Below are 17207 nucleotides of genomic sequence, written 5' to 3'. Positions count from 1 at the left end.
CATCATACCAAGGCACCGCTCTTCGTGTGGGCGAAGAAGGCGGACTCCAGGTCGGAGTACCCCCTGGTGATATCTGCAAGTGCTCCAGCCGCGGTGATGCGGCCCTGCGATATGACCACGATATCATCTGCAATCTCAGCCAGCTCAGACATCAGGTGGCTCGAGAGCAAAACTGTTCCACCCATATCGACATGCTCTCTCAGCAGGCTCCTCATCCAACGCACCCCTTCGGGATCCAGCCCATTCACGGGCTCATCCAGGACGAGGTACTCGGGACTGCCCAACAGGGCAGTGGCAAGTCCTAGGCGCTGCCCCATTCCCAACGGGTATGTTCCGATGCGCTGATTCTCCGCGCCGCTCAGCCCCACCTGCTCAAGAACCTCAGGTACTCGCCTAACGGGTATCTTATTGCTGGTCGCGACCCAACTAAGATGAGCTCGAGCCGAGCGCATCGGGTGGGCACCAGGACCGTCCAGCATTGAACCCACGATGCGCAACGGGTACCGATACGCCCGATAATTCATCCCACCGATGCTCGTTGTCCCGGAACTAGGCCTATCCAGCCCCAGCAGGATACGCAGCGTCGAGGACTTCCCCGAGCCGTTGGGGCCCACGAAGCCCGTCACCCTGCCCGACGCCGCCGTGAAGGACACGTGATGAAGGACGGTCCGCCTCCCATGTCTTTTCACGACGTCATTGATCACAACCATGATCACAGTCTCGCAAACAACATGGAAGGTGTACATCGGACGTCAGGGTGACTCACTTCGACGCATGGGCCCACGGGCCCACGGGTGGAGCCCGTCAATGTGCCTTGTCAGCAGACCATTGGACTCCCGACCCATGATTCGGTTGAGACGTTAACAACAGGATCTGTCAGCCATCGGTTCTCGACATCGCGGAAGCACCGCGTCCATGAGGCCCCGGTGAGAGCGTTGGAGTGGCCAGCGCCCCCGCTCTGAGGAGCCCCATGCCCCGCACTACCTCGAGCGCAGCGCCACGAACACTGGTCATCATGCCTGCCTGGAACGAGGGGGCCGCCACTGGGCAGACTACTGCGAGCTCAAGGCGGCGATGCCCGGGTCGGTGGGAAGGGTGCGTGCGCCGGCCACGGCGTTGGCGTCCACCCGCCGTGAGGGCGAGGCCCCGTCCTCATAGCGGGCGGCGATCTGCGCCACCAGCTCCCCGGTCTCCTGGCCGCTGGGGCGGGTCTGGGCGCCGACCAGGTCGGTGAGGATCGGTGAGGACCTGTCGGATGCCGAATCGGGTGGGGTTCAGCCGCAGGGTGCGGCGCATGCGGTGGGCCGGCGCCGAGTCGAGGCCCGACAGGACCTCCACGGCGCGGCGCGGAGCCCGGAGTCCGGCTACCGCCTCGAAGCGGGTGAGAGCCAGGACCGTCTCGGGCTTGTGGCCGGCGTCCCTGTATCTGCGCTCGGGGTCCTCCAGGGCCGGGCCGGCCTCGTTCTCGCGGGCGTATCCGTCGGCGGCCTGACCCAGGCCGGGCGTACCTGGGGGGACAGCGCCCGCTGGGGGGCGATGATCGTGAGCAGGCAGGGCAGCCGGGCGCCGAAGCGCCGCACGACGTCCTCGCCCAGAAGGTGCTGGGGGCCGGAGTCGATGAGTGCGGCCGGGCTTACGCCGTCGGCCAGGCGGGTGTGCCCCGCCGGGTGGGTGCCGTTGGAGGAGTGGATCGCGCCGCAGTCGCTGACCGGGGTGCGCCCCGCCGGGTGGGTGCCGTACCAAGCCTCACCAGGCCTCGGCCCAGGGATCGTCGTCGGGCCGGCTCCCCAGCGGCTCGGGGACCACCGTGCTCGACCCCCGGTCATAGCGCCGGCGGGCGGGCCCGAGGGATTCCAAGGGATTCCATAGGCGCACACCGCACAGCCCGCAGCCCCTCCAGGAGCGCAGGAAGGGGTCACGGCTGGGTGCAGGTGGGCACGGCCGAGGCGGCGAGGAGGCGCCCGCACGGGTCTTCATAGGACGCAGAGGCCGCCTGGCGCATGGGCTTCACCGCCGACGACGGCCTGCGCGCCCGGGCCGAGTCGCCGGCCGAGTCCGGCTACGGGACCTACCTGCTGGGGCTGCTGGACCGCGGGCGGGGGTGACCGGGCCGCCCGAGCAGGCCGTCCCGGCCGGGGCGCCGACGGGCCGTGTACGGCCGCAGGGTGACACCCCCCACTTTCTGTTCATTTTCCTCGATTCATTATCTACATTTGAACGCACCCGAATCGGAACGAAAGATGAACGGACACGGTGACGCCCATGACAGGCACGCTCTCGCAGCCCCAGTTCGACGTCCTCAACGCACTCCTGCGCGCGGACGCCCCGCTGACGCAGCGGCAGATCCACGAGTCGACCCGGACGTCGCTGGGCACGGTCAACAGCGCCGTGCGCGCGTGCGAGGCCGCCGGGTACATCGCCGAGCGGCGGATCACGCCGGCCGGCAGGCAGGCGCTGGAGCCCTACCGGGTCGACAACGCGGTCATTATGGCCGCGGGCCTGGCTCAGCGCTTCGCCCCGATCTCCTACGAGCGCCCCAAGGGCATGCTGCGCGTGCGCGGCGAGGTCCTCATCGAGCGGCAGATCGAGCAGCTGCACGCCGCCGGCATCACCGACATCACCGTGGTGGTGGGCTACAAGAAGGAGTACTTCTTCCACCTGGCGGACCGGTTCGGGGTCACGATCGTCGTCAACGACGACTACGTGAACCGCAACAACAACGGCTCGCTGTGGGTGGTGCGCGAGCGCCTGGGCAACACCTACGTGTGCTCCTCGGACGACTACTTCACCTCCAACCCCTTCGAGTCCCACGTCTACCAGGCGTACTACGCGGCCCAGTACGTCGAGGGCCCCACCCGGGAGTGGTGCATCTCCACCGGCCCCGGCGGGCGGATCACCGCGGTGACGGTCGGCGGCCGTGACGCCTGGACGATGATGGGCCACGTCTACTTCGACCGCGCCTTCTCAACCGGCTTCCGACGCATCCTGGAGGAGGTCTACGAGCTGCCGGAGACGGCGCCCAAGCTGTGGGAGCAGATCTACATCGAGCACATCAAGGACCTCGACATGGTCCTCCGGCGCTACCCGGCCGGGGTGGTCAACGAGTTCGACTCGCTCGACGAGGTCCGCGGCTTCGACCCCATGTTCATGAACAACCTCGACTCCGAGATCTTCGAGAACATCGCCCAGACCCTGGGATGCGGCAAGAACGACGTGCACGACTTCTACCCGCTCAAGCAGGGCATCACGAACCTGTCGTGCCACTTCGCCGTGGGCGAGGAGCAGTACGTCTACCGGCACCCGGGCATCGGCACGGACAAGATCGTCGACCGCAGCGCCGAGTTCGAGGCGCTGAACCTGGCCCGGGACCTGGGCATCGACCGCACCTTCATCACCGGGGACCCCGACAAGGGCTGGAAGATCTCCCGGTTCATCCCCGACTCGCGCAACCTGGACGCCTCCCGCCCCGCCGAGCTGGAGCAGGCCATGCGCATGGACCGGGACCTGCACGACTCCGGCAGGACCCTGGCCCGGAGCTTCGACTTCGTCAGCGAGGGCGTGAGGTACGAGCAGATCCTCAAGGGCTACGGCCCCATCGACGTCCCCAGGTACTTCGAGCTGCGCGGCAAGGTCATGCGGCTCAAGGAGCTCGCCGACGCCGACGCCTTCCCCCAGGCCCCCAGCCACAACGACTTCTTCCCCCTGAACTTCCTGGTCGACCCCACCGGCCGCCTCGACCTCATCGACTGGGAGTACGCCGGCATGTCCGACGTCGCCAGCGACTTCGGCACCATGGTGGTGTGCGCCCAGCTGTCGATCGACCAGGGCGACCGGGCGCTGGAGTTCTACTTCGGCCGCACGCCCACCCAGCGCGAGCGGCGCCACTTCTGGTCCTACGTGGTCTTCGCCGGCTGGTGCTGGTACGTGTGGGCGCTCGCCAAGGAGGCTGAGGGCGACGACGTCGGCGAGTGGCTCCTCATCTACTACCGTCACGCCGTCGACCACGTCGACCGGCTCCTGGCCGACTACGAGACGGCCTGTCCCATCACCCCGTCGCACTCCCCCTCGAAGTGAGGTTCCCGTTATGAAGTACGGAGTTCTCAGTGGCATGCTCTGGGGCCTGGACACCGTGGTCCTGGCCATGGCCCTCGCGCTCATCCCGTTCGCCGGCTCGCCCGACGCCCCCCTGACCGGCGCGTTCCTCCACGACGCGGCCAGCGCCATCATCCTGCTGGTCTACATGGCGGTGCGCGGGCGCCTGCGGGACACGCTGGCGGCCGTCCGCACGCGCAGCGGCAAGGCCGTCATGCTGGCGGCCCTGCTGGGCGGGCCGGTCGGCATGAGCGGCTACCTCATCGCCATCAACAACATCGGGCCGGGCTACACGGCGATCATCTCCACCTTCTACCCCGCCTTCGGCACGCTGCTCGCCTTCCTCCTGCTCAAGGAGCGCATGCGGCCCGGCCAGATCATCGCCCTCCTGGTCGCCCTGGCGGCCGTGGCGGTCAGCGGCTGGTCCAGCGACGCGCCCACCGGCTCGGCCCTGCTCGGGGTGCTCGGGGCGCTCGGGTGCGTGATCGGCTGGGGCTCCGAGGCCGTCCTGCTGGCCTGGGGCATGCGGGACGACGCCGTCGACAACGAGACGGCGCTCCACATCCGCCAGACCACCTCGGGCCTGACCTACCTGCTCGTCGTCATCCCCGTCTCGGGCTCGTTCCACTTCGCCGTCCGCCAGGCCGCCGTCTCGACGGCGACCGGAGTCGTCGCCCTGGCGGCCCTGACGGGGGCGGCCTCCTACCTCTTCTACTACAAGGCCATCGACACCATCGGCGCCTCGCGCGGCATGGCGCTGAACATCTCCTACTCCGCGTGGGCCGTCGTCTTCGCGCTGGTCCTGCAGAGAACCATGCCGTCCGCCCTGCAGATCGTCTGCTGCGCCGTCACCCTCGTGGGCACCGTGCTCGCGGCGACCCCCGACTGGCGCGAGCTGCGACTCACCCGGCGCTCGGTGCGCGCGCCCGCGGAAGAGCCCGACGCGGGCCGGGAGGACCCCGAGCCCGGTCGGCGGCAGGACGCCGTGCTGGAGGCCCCGCGCCCGTGACGCGGCGGCGCCCGCCGCGCCGGCCCCGCGCCCGTGACACCGGCCACCCGCATCCTCCCTAGGACTCTGTGAGGGCCCTGTGAGAGGATTCGGGCCGGCGCCCCGGAGCCGGGGCCGGTCGATCGTGATGGGAGCCGTGGATGACGACGGATGAGTGGGCCGACCCGCAGATGCTGCACAGGGTCCACCTGCTGCTGACCAGGATGCTCGCGGAGCTCGACCGCGTGTGCAGACAGCTGGACGTCTCCTACGCCGTCTACGGCGGGACGGCCATCGGCGCCGTGCGCCACAAGGGCTTCATCCCCTGGGACGACGACGTCGACGTCATGATGACGCGCAGCGACTACGAGCGCTTCCTCGCCGAGGCGCCGGACCTGCTCGGCGAGGAGTTCCGGGTGGACAACACCCGCACCGTGCGCGACTACCCGTTCATGTTCTCCAAGCTGGTCCTCAAGGGCACCCTGCTCATCCCCGAGTTCGCCAAGGACTCGGCCTACCGCATGCCGATCTCCCTGGACATCCTCCCGGTGGACAATGTGCCCGACTCCCCGCGCGCCTTCCGCGCCATGAGCCGGCGCACCTGGCTGTGGGGGCGCCTGCTGTTCCTGCGGGGGACGCCCCGGCCCTACCTCATCGGGATCACCGGGGCGCGGCGGGCCGCGATCTACTCGGTGACCACGGCCGTCCACTGGGCCATGCGCTGCCTGGGCCTGACCCCGCGCCTCCTCCAGTCCCGCTGGGAGAAGGCGGCCCGGCGCTACGAGCACGCCCGCACCAGACGCATGGCGGACTTCTCCATGCGCGACCCGGAGAACTGGGCGCTGACGCGCGAGGAGCTCTTCCCCCTCCGCGAGGTGCCCTTCGAGGACATCACGGTCATGCTGCCCCACGAGTACGACACGCTGCTGCGGCGCGGCTACGGCGACTACATGGAGCTGCCGCCGCAGGACCAGCGGCGCAACCACAAGCCGCACGTTGTCGACTTCGGCCCTTATGAGAGTACCCTCCCCTGAGGGTCCTGGGAGCACCCGCCGCGACGGGGTCCCGTGGCGGCCCCGGGCTGCAGATGCCCGGGGCCGCGCGCACAGGTTCCCACGGCCCATCCGCCTCAGGAGGCACGAGCATGTCCGCACCGGAGACGTCGCAGACCCGCGACTACTTCTGGAACACCGCCGCGTCCCTCATGCTGTCCCTGACGACGGCAGTCCTGCTCCTCGTCGTCCAGCGCAGCGCCGGCCTGTGGGCGGCGGGCGTGTTCTCGCTGGCCAACTCCGTCGGGCAGCAGTTCCAGTCCCTGGGCATGTACGAGGTGCGCACCTACCACGTCACCGACGCGCGCCACCGCTTCTCCTTCGGCACCTACCTGGCCACCCGCCTGGTGACCGTGGGGGCCATGATCGCCGGCATCATCGGGTACGCGGTGGTCTCCGGAGCCGACCTGGCCGGCGCGCTCCTGATCGCCATGATCGCCTGCCTAAGGGTCTTCGACGCCTTCGAGGACGTCTTCTACTGCGAGTTCCAGCGCGAGGGGCGGCTGGATGTCGCGGGGCGGGCCTGCTTCTTCCGCACCCTGGCCACCATCGTGGTCTTCTCCGGGGTGCTCGTGGTCAGCGGGAGCATGCTCGTGGCCGCCGCCGCCACCCTGGTCGTCTCAACGGTCGTGCTGCTGGGCGCCTACCTGCCGCCCGCCAGGGGCATGTTCGACCTGCGGCCGCGCTGGGAGCTGCGGCCCATCGGGCAGGTCCTGGTCGAGTGCCTGCCGCTGTTCCTCGCCTCGTTCATCGCCCTGTACCTCGCCAACGCGCCCAGGTTCGCCATCGACCGCTACCTCGATCCCGAGCGGCAGGGCTACTTCGCGATCATCTTCATGCCGGCCTTCACCATCAACCTGCTCTCCTTCGTCATCTTCCGCCCCCTGCTCACCCAGATGGCCAACCGCTGGGTGGGCGCGGACCGGGCCGGGTTCGCGGCGATCGTCAGGAAGGGCCTGCTGGGGACCCTGGCCGCCTTCGCGGCAGTCGCCCTGGCCACCTACACGATCGGCGCCCCCGCCCTCCGCCTCGTCTACGGCACGGACGTCTCCGGCTCCATGCTCGAGCTCATGGTGCTGGTGACCGGAGGCGCGCTGAACGCGGCGGGGGTGGTCCTCTACTACGCGCTGACGACCATGCGGCTGCAGCGGCTCGTCTTCGCGGGGTACGCCGCCGCGGCGGTGGCGATCACCCTCCTGTGCGCCGCGCTCGTCCCCGCCCACGCCCTCCTGGGCGCCTCCGCGGCCTACGCCGGGGCGATGGCGGTCCTCGTGGCCTTCTTCCTGGCGAGCCTGCTCCTGGCGCTGCGCAGGACCGCCTCCAGGGCCCCCGCGGCCTGAGCGGCCGGCGTCGTCGGACTGCCGGGGCCCCGGCGGGCCCGGCCCGGCGGCCTCGGCCCGGGCCCGCTCACAGGGTCGGCACGTAGGCCGCCAGGCGCTCCATGGAGTCGCCCGGGGTGAAGCCGGCGGCCTCGATCTTGGACAGGTCCAGGACGGAGCTGAGGGGGCGCGGGGCGATGCCCTCCCGGCCGGCGTAGTACTCGGCCGTCGTCACCGGCGTGACCTCGGCGGGATCGTGGCCGACGAGCTCGTAGACGCGCCTGGCGACGTCGCACCAGGAGACGACCGGGCCCTCCCCCGACAGGTTGTAGGTGCCGGGATCGGCGCCGGTGGACAGCAGGTGGATGATGCCCGCGGCGAGGTCGGCGGTGAAGGTCAGGCGGCCGGTCTGGTCCGCCACGACCCTCGGGGCGATGCCGCGCCCGGCCAGGGCGGCCATGGTGCGCGCGAAGTTCCTGCCGTCACCGACCACCCAGGAGGTGCGCACGAGGTAGTGGCGGGGGACGGTCTGGACGGCGGCGTCGCCCCCGGCCTTGGACTGGCCGTAGACGCCGAGCGGGCTGGGCGGCTCGTCCTCGGTGTGGATCTTGGCGGTGCCGTCGAAGGTGTACTCGCTCGAGATGTGCACGAGGGTCAGGCCGCGCGCGGCGCACTCGCGGGCGAGGTTGGCCGGGCCGGTGGCGTTGGCCCTCCATGACAGGCGGCGCCCGTCGGGGGTCTCGGCGCCGTCGACGTCGGTCCAGGCGGCGGCATTGACGACGACGTCGTAGGCGGCCCAGTCCCACGCGGCCACCTGGGCGGCGTCGGAGATGTCCGCCTCGGGCAGGTCGACACCGGTGGCGGCGTAGCCGGCCGCGGGGAGCCGGGCCATGAGCTCGCGGCCCAGCTGGCCGCGGGCGCCGGTGACCAGCACGCGCCGGCCGCGCCCGGCCTCCGCCGCGAAGGGGACGACGTCCGCCAGGCGCGGGTGGGCCCGGTCCTTGTCAGACAGGATCGCCCGCTCCAGGGGGATGGGCCAGGGCACCGCGGCGGTCTCGTCGGCGAGGTTGAGAAAGGTGTAGGCCGCCTCGGGCGACCAGTGGTCGTTGACCAGGTAGGTGTAGGCGGTGCCCGGCTCCAGGGTCTGGTAGGCGTTGCCGACGCCCCGCGGCACGAGCACAGCCACCGACGGGTCGATCTCGCAGGTGTAGACCGCCCCGAAGCTCGGCCCCTCGCGCAGGTCCACCCAGGCCCCGAAGACGCGCCCGGTGGCCACCGAGACGAACTTGTCCCACGGCTCGGCGTGGATGCCGCGGGTGACGCCGGCCTCCTGGTTGTAGGAGATGTTGTTCTGCACCGGGGAGAGGTCCGGCATCCCGAGGCCGAGCATCTTCTCGCGCTGCCAGTTCTCCTTGAACCATCCGCGGTTGTCCCCGTGGACGGTCAGGTCGAGGCGCAGAAGGCCGGGGATCGGCGTGCGGTCGATGGCCAGGGGCTTGCCCGTTTCCGTCATGTCAGCTCTTCCCGACTCGTGCGGCTCATGCCACGACGTGGCGGCCCAGGTTCCTCACCCCGGCCCAGTTCCTGGCGAGCGCGGCCCTGGGGAGGAGGGAGCCGGCGTGCAGGCGCGAGGAGATGTGGAGCCGGGCCACGCGCGCGGCGCGGTTCCAGCCGAGCCGCCCCATCTCGTCGGCCATCTGGAGGAAGAAGCGGCGCTCCTCGCCGAACCTGGTGCCCTCCAGGGCGCGCCAGGAGGAGTCGGATCCCGAGTGGCGGCGGTAGAGGAAGGCCGCGGTCGGGTCGTAGAGCAGGCCGCCGCCCTGCATGGCGACGTCGCACACCAGGGCCACGTCCTGGACGACGTCGTAGCCCTCGCGGAAGCCGATGCCGAGGATCGTCTCCGCCCGCCAGGCCAGCGACGGGAAGTAGAGCCAGTCGCCGCGCAGGATCGAGACCGCCAGGGCCTCGCCGCGCAGGACCTGGGGGATCCTCGGGGGCATGTAGAAGCCCTTGACCCTCTCGACCATGGTGCGGGAGGGCGCGCCGTGCTCGTCGATCACGAAGACGCCCGGCTGGAAGATGCTCGCCTCCGGGCAGCGCCGGGCCGCCCGCACGAGCCACTGGACGTAGTTGGGGAGCATGACGTCGTCGGCCCCCATGACCTGCACGAGCGGGTTCTCGACGAAGGTCAGGCACTTGCGGTAGTTGCCGTTGGCCCCGAGGTTGGTCTCATTGCGCATATAGGTGACCCTGGAGTCCCCCAGGGAGCCGAACCAGCCGGGGATCGAGTCGTCCGGGTAGCCGTCGTCGACGACGATCAGCCGCCAGTCGGGATCCGTCTGGCGCAGGACCGACCTGACAGCCTCCTTCATCATGGCCACATCGCCGTAGAAGGGGAAGAGGATGTCAACAGTCATGTAGGGGCCTTCCACGAAGCAAACGGTGCTGCGGCAAGGTTAGCATCGCGTGCCGCCGCGCCTCACGGCCCGCCGGCAGGCGCCGTTCGCACAGTACTTTCATAGAGCATCACAGCACGCGTTCACCCGTCCCGCCCCACCGGCACCTACTCTGAGGTCGTGACGGTTCACCACGGCTCCTCGGGCACGGCCGAGGACACGGAGTCCCGGACCAGGGTCACCGCGGGGCGCGCCACGGGAATCATGGCGGCATCGATCACCGCCGCAGCGTCGAGCCTGCTCATCACGGTGGTCTCCGCCCGGACGCTCACGGTCGCGCAGAACAAGGAGTTCCTGGTCTTCTGGGGGTTCATGTTCGGCATCTTCGGGGTGATCTCGGGCATCCAGACCGAGTCCACCCGGGCCGCCCTGGCCGGCTCGAAGGCGGCGGTCGGCTCCCCCGGGCCCGCCGGCCGCCCGGGGCCCGCCGCGGCTCCCGGGCCCGCAGAGCCGGCTCGCCGTCGTGCCCGCATCCTGGTGACCGCCCTGCTGCTCGGCCTGGTCATCGCCGCCCTCACGCTGCTGGCGGCCCCGGCGTGGGTGCCGAGGCTGACCCCGTCGACCGGCCCGCTGACGGCGGCGCTCATTGCCGCGGGCGTGTGGGGGTACGCCGGTCAGGCCTCGCTGTCCGGGGTGCTGGCCGGGACCCGGCGCTGGAACCTCTACTCGGCCCTCATGGCGGCCGAGGCGCTGCTGCGTCTGCTGCTCGTGCTGCTTGTCGCCGTCGTCGTCTCGAGCCTCATCGGCCTGGAGGCCGCCGCCGCCGCGCCCGCCCTGGTGTGGCTCCTCTTCCTCCTCATCCCGGCCGCCCGGGCGACGGCGGGCTCGCGCGCCGACGTCGGGGCAGCCCGCCTGACGTCCTTCAGCCTCCAGGCCATGCTCAGCTCGGCCTCCTGGGCGGTGCTGGTCACCGGGTTCCCCACGCTGCTGGAGATCACCTCCCCCGGGGCGGACGCCGCCGAGGTGGCGATCGTCATCCTGGCCGTCAGCCTGACGCGCTCGCCGATCATGATCCCCCTGCAGGCCTTCCAGGGCGTGCTCATCACCACCATCGCCGACGCCGATCCGTCCCGGCGCCTGGCCGGCGTGACCAGGATCCTCGGCATCCTCCTGGCCGGCGGCACCGCGCTGGCCGCGGCCGCGGCTCTGGCCGGCCCATGGCTCGTCCGGTCCGTCTACGGGCCCCACTACGACCCCTCGCCCTGGCTGCTCGGGCTCCTCACGCTGGCCGCCGTGAGCATGGCCTCCCTCGTGCTCACGGGCGCCTCGACCATCGCGCTCAACAACCACCGCGCCTACACGCTCGGGTGGGTCCTGGCGGCGCTCACGGCCGTCCTCCTCCTGCGGCTCCTGCCGCTGAGCGTGAGCCCCCGCGCGGTGCTCGCCCTGGGGCTGGCGCCCCTGAGCGGGGTCTGCGTCCACCTGCGCGCGATCGCGGGCTCCAGCGGCAGGCGGTGACATCCGGCGCCCCCGGCGGACCTCGACCAGCAACAGACAGCCTCATGTTCGACATCGCTCCTGGGAGGGCTCATGGCGCACACGCCTCGAACACCTAGAACCTCGGTCATTATGCCCGTCTACAACACCGGCGAACGGGTCGTCGACTCGATCCGCTCCGTCCTGGCCCAGACCGACGGGGACTTCGAGCTCCTCGTCATGATCGACGGCTCCCCCGATGACGCCTCCGACCGCGTCGCCCGGTTCCTGGCGCGCAGCCCGGACGCCCGCGTGCGGGTCTTCGACAACGCCGTCAACCGCGGGGTCTCGGCGGTGCGCAACCAGGGGCTCGAGGCCGCCCGCGGCAGGTGGATCGCCTTCATCGACTCCGACGACGCCTACCGGCCGGAGTTCCTCGCCTCCATGCACCGGGCCGCGGCGGGCACCGGCTCAGACGCCCCGGAGGCGGACGTGGCGCTGTGCGCCCACCGGATCAGGGCCGTCGGCGAGGAGACGCACCGCACACGAGCCCGCGTCGCCCCAGGGCGCATGACGGGTCGCGAGGCGGCGCTACGGCTGCTCGCCGACACCCTGACCCCCTACGTGTGGGACAAGCTGTTCAGGGCCACGCTGTTCGACGACGTCCGCTTCGCCACGGACATCAGGCGGGCGGAGGATGCCCTGGTCGTCCTGGAGGCGCTGACCCGCGCACGGTCCGTCGTCGTCATCAAGGACCCGCTGTACGACTACACGGTGGACAGCGGCGGCCTGACCTGGGGGCACCTCACGCCCATCGAGGAGAGCGACCGGCTGGTCTCGGCGATGACGCGGGCCTCGCGGAAGATGCCGGGGGATGCCCGGGCGCGCCGCGCTCTGGCCAGCTCGACGACCCTGACCTACCTCAACAATGCGCAGCAGGCCATGATGATCGACGGAGCGCGGGCGCCCCGCGACCTCGAGGAGTACAGGAGCCGGATCGGGTGGGGGGACATCGTGCGCACCCTGCGGATCAGACCGGCTCTCGGCGCCGCGGCGCTCGCGTTCAAGGCGAGTCCCGGAGCCTACCGGGGCGTGTACCGCAGATACGTCAGGCGGGTGTACGGGATCGCCGGGCCCTCGCAGCCCGCAGCCTCCCCGCAGCCCGCAGCCTCCCCGCAGCCCGCGCCCCCACTTCGCCGAGATCGGTAGATCTCCGGCTCGAGATCGGTCCGGTTCCGCGCCGAGATCGGTGCGGAACCGGAGCGATCTCGGCGAAGGGGCGGGCGGCGCAAGCGACGCGGCTCCCGAAGCCCGCCGGCCCGGGCGGGCCTCACGACCCGTCCGGGCCGGCCTCACGATCCGTGCGGCCCGTCTGAGGGTCGGCCCGCACGTCCGCCTCGAGCTCCTCGAGGCGCAGATTCAGGATGGCGATCTCCTCGACGAGCCGGCGCCGCTCCTCGTCCGCCCGCGAGGCGTCGACGCTGAGCTGCAGCGAGACGAGCATCATGACGATGCCCGCGACGAAGAACGCCAGGTTCAGCGGGACTCTGACGCCCAGCACGCCCGCCAGGAGGCTGAGCAGCGCGGGGAACAGCGACACAATGGTCGTGCCCACCACGATGACGACCCACCAGGTCGCGTAGCGCTCCTTCATCCCCGCGTTGCGCATCCGGAAGAACACCGCGAGCAGGACGATCAGGGCGAAGACGAGGCCGATCCAGTACGTGCGTTCCATGAGGTCACTTCTTCTGCGTGGGACGGGTCAGGGAGATGCCGAGCGCCACGAAGGCCCTCCCGAGGAACCGCGCGGCCTTGATCGGATTCTGCGACGGCTTGCCGCCGGCCCGGGGCCTCATGGCCACGGGGACCTGCCGCACCACCAGATTCGCCCTCGCCGCGATGACGAGGGCCTCGATGGTGTCGCCGAGGTACTCCGCCGGGTACTCCCTGGCGAACAGGGCGATGGCCCTGCGGCCGGCGAGCTTGAAGCCGGAGGTCGTGTCCGTCAGGCGCGTCCCGCACACCCTGGACAGGATGAAGGACAGGACCTTCATGGCCCACCAGCGCGGGCCGCGCACCGAGTACTCCCCCTTGCCGGCGAAGCGCGCCCCGATGACGAGGTCCGCCCGGTCCTCCTCGGCGCAGCGAAGAAGGCTCGTGATCTCCCCGGGCGCGTGCTGGCCGTCGGCGTCGAGCTGGACGGTGTACCTGTATCCGTGGCGCTGGGCGTACAGGTAGCCCGCCCGCATGGCGCCGCCGACACCCAGGTTGATCGACAGGTCCAGCACCGGCACCCCGGCGGCCCGGGCGATGTCGGCGGTGGCGTCCGTCGATCCGTCCGAGACGACCACCAGGTCGGCGAGGGAGCCGACCGTGTCCAGCACCTCCTGAAGAACGCCGCCCAGCACGTCCGCCTCATTCCAGGCGGGGATGATGACCAGCGTGTCATGCGTTGGTGGCGCCATGACTCTCCTTGACTCTCCTTCACGACGGCGATGGACCGGCAGGAGTCTACCGGGTGGCGCAGCCCCGGGCGTGGAGCCGGACATGGCATGATGCGCGCAGAGCGACGCGAGCCGGCGTCCCCCGTTCCCCCGAGTCTCGGAGCCGTTATGTCCATGAGCATTCTCGTCACCGGCGGCGCCGGTTTCATCGGCGCCAACTTCGTCCACCAGACCCTCGTACGCCACCCCGACGCGAGGGTGACGGTGCTCGACAAGCTCACCTACGCCGGCAACAGGGGCTCCCTGGCCGGCCTGGGCGACCGGGTGAGCCTCATCGTCGGGGACGTCGCCGACGCCAGCGCGGTGGACCCGCTGGTGGCGGCCGCCGACGTCGTCGTCCACTTCGCCGCCGAGTCCCACAACGACAACTCCCTGCGGGACCCCTCCCCCTTCATCCGCACCAACCTGGTGGGGACCTTCACCCTCCTGGAGTCGGTGCGCCGCCACAAGGTGCGCTTCCACCACGTCTCCACCGACGAGGTCTACGGGGATCTCGAGCTCGACGACCCGGCCAGGTTCACCCCGACCACCCCGTACAACCCGTCGTCGCCCTACTCCTCCTCCAAGGCCGGCTCGGACCTGCTGGTGCGGGCCTGGGTGCGGTCCTTCGGGGTGGAGGCCACGATCTCCAACTGCTCGAACAACTACGGGCCCTACCAGCACGTCGAGAAGTTCATCCCCCGTCAGGTCACCAACCTCATCGACGGGGTGCGGCCCAGGCTCTACGGCGCCGGGGCCAATGTGCGTGACTGGATTCACGTGCGCGACCACAATGACGCCGTGTGGGACATTATCGAGCGGGGCCGCATCGGCGAGACCTATCTCATCGGCGCCGACGGGGAGAAGAGCAACAAAGAGGTCGTCGAGCTCATCTGCGAGCTCATGGGCCGCGACCCGGACGACTACGACCACGTGGCCGACCGCCCCGGCCACGACATGCGCTACGCCATCGACAGCTCCAAGCTCGTCGAGGAGCTCGGCTGGTCCCCCCGGTACACCGACTTCCGCTCGGGCCTGCGGGCCACCATCGACTGGTACCGGGACAACGAGGCCTGGTGGCGCCCCCTCAAGGCCGGGGTCGAGGCCGCGTACGCCGCCCGGGGGCAGTAGACGGATCTGCTGGGGGCCCGCTGTCACCCCGGTTGCTCGATGCCCATGACCTGCTTGATGCGCGAGGCGAGCTCGGGAGCCATGGTGCGCGAGTAGGTGGCCGAGACGTGGTTGTCGTCCATGTAGACGAACACGTCGCCGATGATCGTGCCGCACACGTCGCCGGGGCACAGCATGTCGCCGGCGTCGATCTGGTGGAAGAGCGGCATCTCCTCCAAGAGCTTCGCCGGGTCCTCGGCGGCCATGACGTCCTCCTTCGGGAAGACGCAGCCGCCGACCATCGTCTCGGGGCCGACCGTGCTGGCGCACTCGTACAGGCTCTTGTCCGAGCGCGGGTTGTCGCGGAAGCCGATGACGGCGATGCCCTCACCGGTGAGCTGCTCCACGAGCCTCTTGATCCCGGGCCGCAGCACCTCCGAGGACGAGTCCTTGGCGGTCTCCGTGGTCTGGAGCACGACGACGTCGGGGGGATCGGCCTCGATCTGCTCCAGGGCGACGCTGTTGCGGTCCCGGCAGCTGCCCTTGTAGTACTCGGGCAGGCCGAAGGAGCAGGCGCCCTTGAGGTAGGCCGTGATGTCCCAGTCCTCGGTGTCGTGCAGCAGGCGCAGGGTGGGAACGATGTTCTGGGCCGCGTGCGAGTCCCCGACGACGACGGCCCTGACCGCCTCGTCGGAGGACGACGGCAGGCGCCGGCACGAGGAGTTCTCGCTGTCGACGCGCTCGGTCACGTCCTCGTCGCACTCGGTGCCCGACAGGGACACCCACTCGGCGGTCACGGCCAGGGGGCCGGGAACCGGAGGCTTCGTCCACTCGCTCGCCTGGCCCTTGCCGAGCGCGAGGGCGCCCGGGTGGTCCGGGTCCACGCCCACCTCAATCTGCTGGGCGATCTCCTGCTCGCGCTGGTAGGCGATGGCGCCCCCGGCCACGCCGAGCGGGATCCCTCCCACCACCAGGCTGGTGACCACCATGGCGGCCTGAATGCCCAGCCTGCGGCCCGAGCGGGGGAAGGTCTGGGCGGGACGGTCCACGCCCCACGTCATGATCGTGGCCGCCACCAGCACGATGGCGATGAGGGTGGCGCCGGTGCGCAGGTCGAAGGTCTCCTGATCCGTCGCCGTCAGGTACAGGACGAACAGCGGCCAGTGCACCAGGTAGACGGCGTAGGAGCAGTCGCCGAGGGCGACCAGCGGACGCCACGACAGGAGGTGGGACACCGTGCCGCCCCTGGGCCCGGTGTCGCACAGGAGGATGGCCGCGACCGCCGTCATGGGCACCGCCGCCATGGGACCGGGGTAGGTCCCGATGCTCACCAGGCAGAAGAGCACGAGGGCGCCCAGACCGAGCCACGACGCCAGCCGCCGCGCCCAGGCGCGGCGGGGTCGCAGCCGCGGCGCCGCCGCGGCGATCGCGGAGCCCAGGGCGAACTCCCAGATGCGGGCCCGGGTGTCGAAGTAGACCGAGCCGTCGGCGGGCGCCGCCGTGATCAGCCACGTCAGGGAGACCGCCGCCAGCGCGGCGAAGGCCACCGCCACGACGCGACGCACCGACAGGCGCATGAGCGAGGCGAATCCGGCGCACACGGCCATGAGGACCGGCCACAGCAGGAAGACCTGCCCCTGCATGGACATGGACCACAGGTGCTGCAATGGCGAGGAGACGGCGTGGTTGTCGGCGAAGTAGTCGGCGCTGACGGCGGCCAGCCGCCAGTTCTGCCAGTAGGTCACCGAGGCGGCGCCCTGCACGAGCACCTCGATCCACCGGTTGCGGGGCAGGACGAGCAGCGAGGCCGCAACGGTGATCAGGACGGTGACGACCAGCGGGGGCATGAGCCGCTTGAACGTGTGCAGCCAGCGCTCGACGACCCAGGGCGTGCGACCGGCCTCGGCGCGGCGGACGAATGCCCCGGTCATGAGGTAGGCCGAGATCATGATGAAGGCGTCCACGCCGATCGGCGAGCCGATCCGCCAGGCGTGGAAGCCGAGCACCTGGATCATGCACACGGCCCGCAGCCCCTGGATGTCGAGGCGCCGACCGGGCTTCGCGGGCCGCCGCCGGAAGACCCTCCTGCAGATCCTGACCGGGGCGCGCCCGCGGGCCGCGGTGGGCCGCGGGGACTCGTTCGCCTCGTTCGCCTCGTTCGCCTCGTTCGCCTTGCTCGTCTCAATGTCCTGCGACTTGGGACGCTGCGCCACGACGGAGCTCATGATCCCAGGGCCCCGCTTGCGACAGGGCCGCTCTGCGGCAGGTCGTCATCGACGGCGGCCGGGTTG

13 protein-coding genes and 2 pseudogenes are annotated in these 17207 nt (G+C 70.6%); 8 read left to right on the top strand and 7 right to left on the bottom strand.

Annotated features, from left to right (window positions below; all coding sequences use genetic code 11):
* Nucleotides 1-2 precede the first annotated feature (2 nt).
* Entirely contained in the window at nt 3-710 is a 708-nt protein-coding gene (locus AIF0345_RS04200; RefSeq protein WP_285297305.1) for an ABC transporter ATP-binding protein, read from the bottom strand.
* A 357-nt stretch (nt 711-1067) separates the two neighbouring features.
* A pseudogene (locus tag AIF0345_RS16800) lies at nt 1068-1857 on the bottom strand (type I phosphomannose isomerase catalytic subunit); the annotation flags it as partial.
* Nucleotides 1858-1985: 128 nt separating this feature from the next.
* Between AIF0345_RS16800 and AIF0345_RS04190 the strand changes: the two are divergent.
* From AIF0345_RS04190 to AIF0345_RS04170, 5 genes and pseudogenes are all read left to right on the top strand, one after another.
* Nucleotides 1986-2105, top strand: a pseudogene (locus tag AIF0345_RS04190) (glucose-1-phosphate thymidylyltransferase); the annotation flags it as partial.
* A gap of 157 nt (nt 2106-2262) precedes the next feature.
* Nucleotides 2263-4074, top strand: a complete 1812-nt coding sequence (locus tag AIF0345_RS04185; RefSeq protein WP_268917646.1) for an NTP transferase domain-containing protein — start codon at nt 2263-2265, stop codon at nt 4072-4074.
* Nucleotides 4075-4084: 10 nt separating this feature from the next.
* The gene (locus AIF0345_RS04180; RefSeq protein ID WP_268917645.1) at nt 4085-5101 is read left to right on the top strand and encodes a DMT family transporter; all 1017 of its coding nucleotides are present in this window, start codon (nt 4085-4087) and stop codon (nt 5099-5101) included.
* Between the two features lie 140 nt (nt 5102-5241).
* Nucleotides 5242-6114: a LicD family protein gene (locus tag AIF0345_RS04175; RefSeq protein WP_043561744.1), complete on the top strand. Its 873-nt coding sequence runs from the start codon at nt 5242-5244 to the stop codon at nt 6112-6114.
* A 110-nt stretch (nt 6115-6224) separates the two neighbouring features.
* Nucleotides 6225-7472, top strand: a complete 1248-nt coding sequence (locus tag AIF0345_RS04170) for a lipopolysaccharide biosynthesis protein (protein ID WP_268917644.1) — start codon at nt 6225-6227, stop codon at nt 7470-7472.
* 67 nt (nt 7473-7539) lie between these two features.
* Here the strand turns inward: AIF0345_RS04170 and AIF0345_RS04165 are convergent, their stop codons facing one another.
* Nucleotides 7540-8964: a bifunctional dTDP-4-dehydrorhamnose 3,5-epimerase family protein/NAD(P)-dependent oxidoreductase gene (locus tag AIF0345_RS04165; protein WP_268917643.1), complete on the bottom strand. Its 1425-nt coding sequence runs from the start codon at nt 8962-8964 to the stop codon at nt 7540-7542.
* A 25-nt stretch (nt 8965-8989) separates the two neighbouring features.
* Nucleotides 8990-9868, bottom strand: coding sequence for a glycosyltransferase family 2 protein (locus tag AIF0345_RS04160; protein ID WP_043561749.1), 879 nt, complete (start codon nt 9866-9868; stop codon nt 8990-8992).
* A gap of 159 nt (nt 9869-10027) precedes the next feature.
* On the opposite strand from AIF0345_RS04160, the gene AIF0345_RS04155 reads away from it, so the two are divergent.
* Complete coding sequence (locus AIF0345_RS04155; RefSeq protein ID WP_268917642.1) at nt 10028-11365, top strand: hypothetical protein; 1338 nt, start codon at nt 10028-10030, stop codon at nt 11363-11365.
* A gap of 72 nt (nt 11366-11437) precedes the next feature.
* Nucleotides 11438-12532 carry a glycosyltransferase family 2 protein gene (locus tag AIF0345_RS04150; protein WP_268917641.1) on the top strand — a complete coding sequence of 365 codons (1095 nt, stop codon included), beginning with the start codon at nt 11438-11440 and terminating at the stop codon, nt 12530-12532.
* A gap of 121 nt (nt 12533-12653) precedes the next feature.
* Here the strand turns inward: AIF0345_RS04150 and AIF0345_RS04145 are convergent, their stop codons facing one another.
* Complete coding sequence (locus AIF0345_RS04145; RefSeq protein ID WP_043561751.1) at nt 12654-13058, bottom strand: DUF2304 domain-containing protein; 405 nt, start codon at nt 13056-13058, stop codon at nt 12654-12656.
* Between the two features lie 4 nt (nt 13059-13062).
* Nucleotides 13063-13788, bottom strand: coding sequence for a glycosyltransferase family 2 protein (locus AIF0345_RS04140; RefSeq protein ID WP_268917640.1), 726 nt, complete (start codon nt 13786-13788; stop codon nt 13063-13065).
* Nucleotides 13789-13941: 153 nt separating this feature from the next.
* On the opposite strand from AIF0345_RS04140, the gene rfbB reads away from it, so the two are divergent.
* Nucleotides 13942-14937, top strand: coding sequence for a dTDP-glucose 4,6-dehydratase (gene rfbB / locus AIF0345_RS04135; protein ID WP_268917639.1), 996 nt, complete (start codon nt 13942-13944; stop codon nt 14935-14937).
* A gap of 23 nt (nt 14938-14960) precedes the next feature.
* Here the strand turns inward: rfbB and AIF0345_RS04130 are convergent, their stop codons facing one another.
* Nucleotides 14961-17141 (bottom strand): acyltransferase family protein, encoded by a 2181-nt coding sequence (locus AIF0345_RS04130; RefSeq protein WP_285297298.1) that lies wholly within the window; start codon nt 17139-17141, stop codon nt 14961-14963.
* Nucleotides 17142-17207: the final 66 nt, after the last annotated feature.

It is taken from the genome of Actinomyces israelii, from assembly GCF_030253495.1.
Taxonomy (GTDB): domain Bacteria; phylum Actinomycetota; class Actinomycetes; order Actinomycetales; family Actinomycetaceae; genus Actinomyces; species Actinomyces israelii.
Note: the sequence above shows the minus strand (reverse complement) of the source record. Positions and strands in the feature narration are given on the sequence as shown.

Bases quoted from the DNA above. Each gene is read 5' to 3' on its own strand.
- rfbB (WP_268917639.1), top strand. From the start codon at position 13,942: ATGAGCATTCTCGTCACCGGCGGCGCCGGTTTCATCGGCGCCAACTTC.
- AIF0345_RS04170 (WP_268917644.1), top strand. From the start codon at position 6,225: ATGTCCGCACCGGAGACGTCGCAGACCCGCGACTACTTCTGGAACACC.
- AIF0345_RS04130 (WP_285297298.1), bottom strand. From the start codon at position 17,141: ATGAGCTCCGTCGTGGCGCAGCGTCCCAAGTCGCAGGACATTGAGACG.
- AIF0345_RS04160 (WP_043561749.1), bottom strand. From the start codon at position 9,868: ATGACTGTTGACATCCTCTTCCCCTTCTACGGCGATGTGGCCATGATG.
- AIF0345_RS04150 (WP_268917641.1), top strand. From the start codon at position 11,438: ATGGCGCACACGCCTCGAACACCTAGAACCTCGGTCATTATGCCCGTC.
- AIF0345_RS04165 (WP_268917643.1), bottom strand. From the start codon at position 8,964: ATGACGGAAACGGGCAAGCCCCTGGCCATCGACCGCACGCCGATCCCC.
- AIF0345_RS04200 (WP_285297305.1), bottom strand. From the start codon at position 710: ATGGTTGTGATCAATGACGTCGTGAAAAGACATGGGAGGCGGACCGTC.
- AIF0345_RS04145 (WP_043561751.1), bottom strand. From the start codon at position 13,058: ATGGAACGCACGTACTGGATCGGCCTCGTCTTCGCCCTGATCGTCCTG.
- AIF0345_RS04180 (WP_268917645.1), top strand. From the start codon at position 4,085: ATGAAGTACGGAGTTCTCAGTGGCATGCTCTGGGGCCTGGACACCGTG.
- AIF0345_RS04185 (WP_268917646.1), top strand. From the start codon at position 2,263: ATGACAGGCACGCTCTCGCAGCCCCAGTTCGACGTCCTCAACGCACTC.
- AIF0345_RS04140 (WP_268917640.1), bottom strand. From the start codon at position 13,788: ATGGCGCCACCAACGCATGACACGCTGGTCATCATCCCCGCCTGGAAT.
- AIF0345_RS04175 (WP_043561744.1), top strand. From the start codon at position 5,242: ATGACGACGGATGAGTGGGCCGACCCGCAGATGCTGCACAGGGTCCAC.